Genomic DNA, 3,122 nt, shown 5'->3' with positions numbered 1-3,122 from the left:
TGATCTCGTCCATGCCCATAAATGTGGAGAGCAATACCGGATGCGGCAAACCACCTGCCATGAGCCATGCCTCCTGGTGAGTACGCGCCAAAGCGCGGCGTTAATGTTAGACCCGTGCGGGCCATTCCCCAAAATTTGCGGTCGAGGGCATTTGCCCTGCCGTGCTGCGGCTGTAGTGCCCCGGTTCGGCGGTCAGGCCCTTCCGGTTTAGTCTGCCCGGCGTCGCGGTCCACGCGCTGCCAGGGCATAACTTGCCAGAGCGCAAGCTCCAGCTGCGGCCATGCCGCCTACTATGGCGAAAACAGGGGCTTGATACACAATCAGCGAAACATAAAGAAGCGCGCCAATTATAACCAGCCGACCCATCCAGCGCACCAGCACTATGCGCAAAAAGGCCGTGCTGTAATCCCCCAGGCCCTTGCGCAGAAAGAAGCGCGCCAAACCCCAAAAAGTCCAGGCCATGATGGTCAGGCCCACTCCAAACCAGAAAAACCAGGGTGTGGCCGTAAAGGCCAGCCCGCCGATCAAAAGACTGCACGCGGCGAGCAAAATTTCGTTGCGCAGCAAAACACGGATAGCCGGGTGATCTATGCCGCGCCGCCAAAGCCAGGCGTCAAGGCTGTGTATCATCTGTTTCAGACTGCGCACGGCTGTTTGTTTTGCCTTGCCCCGCTGGGGGCGTTTCGCTTTGCTGTTCCGGCACAAGGCCTTTCCGGCGGGCGTCCTGCGCCGCCATTTTGCGCAGCAGGGCCTGAGTGTCGCGGTACACGTTCAAAAAACCCGCCGCAATGCCGATGAACAGAAAAATCAGCTTGCCCCATGGGCTGGTGCCAAACCAGTGGTCAATGCCGTACCCTATGGCAAAACCCACTGCGGGGCCGCTCACCAGATGCAGGCCAATGACCCCTGTGTTGGCCATAGCTTCCATACCGGTTTGCTGCTGCTTAAGAAAATCCTTGAACGACATAAGGCCTCCGCGCACGTGGCTGGAACCTGTAAGCGTCCTGGTCCCCTTAACGCTGTTCAAATTATCACAGGCGACCCGACGCGTCAATGACTTTGGGCGGAAACTTGTGATTACGCTGCATTCCTTAAGGGCCACAGGCGCGGAAAACTGGCTGTTGATACCAAAAATCGGCACTTGCAACTATGCAAAAAAATGCCTGTCCAAGGGCTCAGTCGAGCCTGCGCCAGAGGCTCAGACACTCAAGGTGCGGCGTGTGGGGAAAAAGATCAACGGCTTCAAGCCGCTCCAGGGAGTACTTGTGGCGTAGCTGGGCGGCGTCTCGCGCAAGCGTAGCAGGGTTGCACGATATATAAAGGATTCTGTCTGGCGCGATCTGCATGAGCGCATCCAGCGCGCGGGGCGAAAGCCCGGCCCTGGGCGGGTCTGCCAGAGCATCTGCTGTCTGCGGGATGCTGGCTGACTCGTCAAAGCCAGCTGTCTGCCAGCGGTTGGCAGGTTCCAAGGGCGCAAGGCGCTCAAGGCGGTGCACCGCATCCCCTGTCTCGTACTGGCAGTAATTGATGTCATTGGTTCTGGCATTTATGGCGGCGAGCTTCACGGCCCGGCTGTCCTGCTCCAGACCCAGCAGGGCGGAATAGCGGCGCGCCAGTAAAAGGCCCGGTGCGCCAACGCCACAATAAAGATCAAGCAGCCCTCGGGGGCAGGTATCTTGTTGGCTCTCTGCCGGGCTGTCGGGCAAAAGCATGCGCTGGGCCGCGTGGGCAAGCGCTTGCGCCCCGCCGGTGTTCACCTGAAAGAAGGAAGACGCATCCAGGGTAAAGTTCATGCCAGCAAGAGGCAGAAACAACCGTGCGGCTGAGGGGTTTTCCCGGCCAGTATCGTCCAGAGTCTGCACGCGCTTTTCGCCAAAGGCAAAGGCATCGGCGCTGGAGCGTTCTTCATGGATAAATGCCGCCAGTTGGGGGAATGCAGCCAGCACCTCCCTGCCGAGCAGCCGCACGGCAGCGCGTTGCGCGGTATCGCCAGGGCTTGTGATGCACAAAGCCCACCAGCGTGGTGTGCGCATGTCTGCCGCAAGGCCGCGCCGCAGCACAAAAAAACGCCAGAATCCATTGTCTGCGGCATCGTGAACCGGGATGGCGTGGTCGCGCGGGGCGCGCCGGGCAAAGCCGCCACGGCGTCCCTGCTTTTGTTGGTCGTGCGCGGGGCGAATGGGCTGGCTCTGTCGGGTATCGGGCGCTGCGTAGGCGGCAAAGCCGCTTTCCGCCGCGAGCTTGCCCACCATACTCACTATCTGTAGCGCCTCGGGCGGCATGAGGGCGCAGTGCGGCACGGCCGCCACATCGCGGCCATTGCGGCGGCGCAGGCCGAGTTTCAAATCGGCCTTGTTGTCCGTGTCATGCCCGAAGGCAAATTCCATTTTATTGCGAAACCGCGTCAGCGCGGGTGAGCCTGTGACGGGCGGTAAAAGTGATTCAATCTGGTCGCGGTCAAATTTTCCAATGCGCGTGAGGGCGTCCACTGCCAGAGTGCGCTTCCAGTAAAGCTGCTGCGCATAGGGCATGGTTTGCAGGGGGCAGCCGCCGCACTCGGCATGGTGAGGGCAGATGGGATCGACGGCGTCCGGCGGCTGGCTGAGCAGGGTCGCAGCGTCCGCTTCTATAAAGGAAGGCTTGCGCCGCAGCACCCGTGCGTTCACCCGCTGTCCTGGCAAGGCATTTGCCACAAATACAACCGTGCCCTTGCCGGTTCGGCCGTCCTCGGGGGCAAGGCGTGCGATGCCGCGCCCATCGTGCGAAAGGGCGGTGATATCAAGCGTGAGGTGTGTGAGTGCTGTGTTCATGGGGGCCAGAGATAGCAGCAGGCTTGCAGCTGCGCAAGTGCGGCTGGGAGATGCGGGATTGCTCTGGGCGGCGAAGAAAGGCATTGCTCCTTGGTTTGAAGTTGTGTATTCTCGCCCCTCGCGCAAGTCGCGGACTGTTGTAGCGAGTTTTGCAAAAATTTCTGCAAAACACGCTTGACATTTGTCGGCCTGTGGGGCAAATATGCCTTTCTCTTTTTGGAGGTTGATATGTACGCGATTATCGAGACCGGCGGAAAACAGTACCGCGTCGAAGAAGGTTCTAAAGTAGTTGTGGAAAAGCTTGCGGTTCAG

General features: G+C 59.9%; 4 protein-coding genes. 1 reads left to right on the top strand and 3 read right to left on the bottom strand.

Annotation, left to right across the window (positions count from 1 at the left end):
• Positions 1-207 precede the first annotated feature (207 nt).
• The 3 genes from VEZ52_RS09820 to VEZ52_RS09810 all read right to left on the bottom strand — a co-directional run bounded on the left by VEZ52_RS09820 (position 208) and on the right by VEZ52_RS09810 (position 2,894).
• A complete protein-coding gene (locus VEZ52_RS09820; protein WP_324836650.1) occupies positions 208-648 on the bottom strand; it encodes a hypothetical protein in 441 nt (146 codons plus the stop codon).
• A complete protein-coding gene (locus VEZ52_RS09815; protein WP_324836649.1) occupies positions 614-967 on the bottom strand; it encodes an AtpZ/AtpI family protein in 354 nt (117 codons plus the stop codon). Before VEZ52_RS09815 ends, VEZ52_RS09820 begins: the two co-directional genes overlap by 35 nt.
• A 208-nt stretch (positions 968-1,175) precedes the next feature.
• Positions 1,176-2,894, bottom strand: coding sequence for a class I SAM-dependent RNA methyltransferase (locus tag VEZ52_RS09810; RefSeq protein WP_324836648.1), 1,719 nt, complete (start codon positions 2,892-2,894; stop codon positions 1,176-1,178).
• A gap of 144 nt (positions 2,895-3,038) precedes the next feature.
• Here VEZ52_RS09810 and VEZ52_RS09805 point away from each other — a divergent pair.
• On the top strand, positions 3,039-3,122 hold an 84-nt coding region (locus VEZ52_RS09805; RefSeq protein ID WP_324836651.1), incomplete at its 3' end, for a bL21 family ribosomal protein.

It is taken from the genome of Desulfovibrio sp., assembly GCF_035644575.1.
Lineage (GTDB): Bacteria > Desulfobacterota > Desulfovibrionia > Desulfovibrionales > Desulfovibrionaceae > Desulfovibrio.
This window is presented reverse-complemented; position numbering and strand designations above follow the sequence as displayed.

Bases quoted from the DNA above. Each gene is read 5' to 3' on its own strand.
- VEZ52_RS09815 (WP_324836649.1), bottom strand. From the start codon at position 967: ATGTCGTTCAAGGATTTTCTTAAGCAGCAGCAAACCGGTATGGAAGCT.
- VEZ52_RS09810 (WP_324836648.1), bottom strand. From the start codon at position 2,894: ATGCCTTTCTTCGCCGCCCAGAGCAATCCCGCATCTCCCAGCCGCACT.